This is a genomic window from Streptomyces sp. NPDC005878 (genome assembly GCF_040629815.1).
Lineage (GTDB): Bacteria > Actinomycetota > Actinomycetes > Streptomycetales > Streptomycetaceae > Streptomyces.
This window is the reverse complement of sequence record NZ_JBEXWK010000071.1, coordinates 1-1,064: the sequence shown is the minus strand read 5'-3', so window position 1 is coordinate 1,064 and position 1,064 is coordinate 1. Positions and strand designations below refer to the sequence as shown.

3 protein-coding genes are annotated in these 1,064 nt (G+C 71.1%); all 3 read right to left on the bottom strand.

The genetic code is table 11. The features are described from left to right. Window positions 1-75 precede the first annotated feature (75 nt). Complete coding sequence (locus ABZ404_RS39180) at window positions 76-264, bottom strand: hypothetical protein (protein WP_358991770.1); 189 nt, start codon at window positions 262-264, stop codon at window positions 76-78. Between the two features lie 59 nt (window positions 265-323). Next, window positions 324-746 carry an NUDIX hydrolase gene (locus tag ABZ404_RS39175; RefSeq protein WP_358991767.1) on the bottom strand — a complete coding sequence of 141 codons (423 nt, stop codon included), beginning with the start codon at window positions 744-746 and terminating at the stop codon, window positions 324-326. Between the two features lie 23 nt (window positions 747-769). Continuing rightward, the coding region (locus ABZ404_RS39170) for a hypothetical protein (RefSeq protein WP_358991764.1) at window positions 770-1,064 on the bottom strand (295 nt) is incomplete at its 5' end.

Sequence of the window (1,064 nt, the reverse complement as noted above, 5' to 3'; positions counted from 1 at the left end):
CTGCCCGCGCACCACGAAGGCCACCGACCCGCGCAGGGTTCGGTGGCCTTCATGCTGTCCGGGCTGATCGTGCCGTCAGCGGTCCGGGTCGGTAATCGATCGCAGGACATCCAGGTCGTTGCCGAACTCCCGCCGCTGCTTCGTCGTCATGCGCCGGACGATGTCGGCCGTGATGTCGAAGTCGCCGCTGAGCACGGTGGCCAGGGCGCTCGCTTTGGCCAGGTGAACGGTGGTGTCCGTGTAGGGGGTGCGCGTGGCAGTCACAGGTGAGTCCTTCCGGGGCTTCGGGGTTATGCAGTCGGTCAGCGCGACGGGTCGCGGTGTCAGTCGGACAACGGTCCCAAGGCGACGTCCACGATGTCGGCGTGGTCGAACGCCAGCGGCGGCAGGGCGTCCAAGGGGAACCACTTGGCGGTGCGGGCGTCGTCCCCGGCGACGGCCAGCGTTCCGGCGCGGACGACGGCCACGTAGGCGACGGTGACGTACCGGCCGCGCGGATCGCGGTCGGGCTGGTCGAAGACGCCGACCTGGCGCAGATTCCCGGGCTCCACCTGGAGGCCCGTTTCTTCGCCTAGCTCCCGGGCGGCGGCCGCGCGGCTCGTCTCGCCGGGGTCGACGTGGCCGCCGGGCAGTGCCCAGGCGCCCTCGAACGGCGGCCAGTCGCGCTCGATCAGCAGGATCTCGCCGCCGGGCCGCAGGGCCACCACGTCGGCGGTGTAGCGGATGGTCTCGAAGGTCTCGGTCATGTCGCTCCGTTCTCGGGTCGCGGTCAGGCGGCCAGGTCGGTGTCGGTCTGGGTGAGGCGGCGGCGCGGGCGGTAGTCGGCGTCGTCCTTGTCGCGGGCCAGCTCGTAGAGGAACAGGGCGTCCGCGTCGTCGGCGGGGGGCGGGGTGGGGCGCTCGTAGGTGGTGGGCTCGGGCCGGGTGAGGACGTATGCGGCGCGGTGCACCGTGTAGGAGACGATCCCGCTGAGGGTGAACGGGCGCTCTTCGCCGCGCAGTCGGCACATGGCGATGATGGTGATGTCTCCGGCCTTGGTGGTCCGGAACTCGTGGATCTCGATC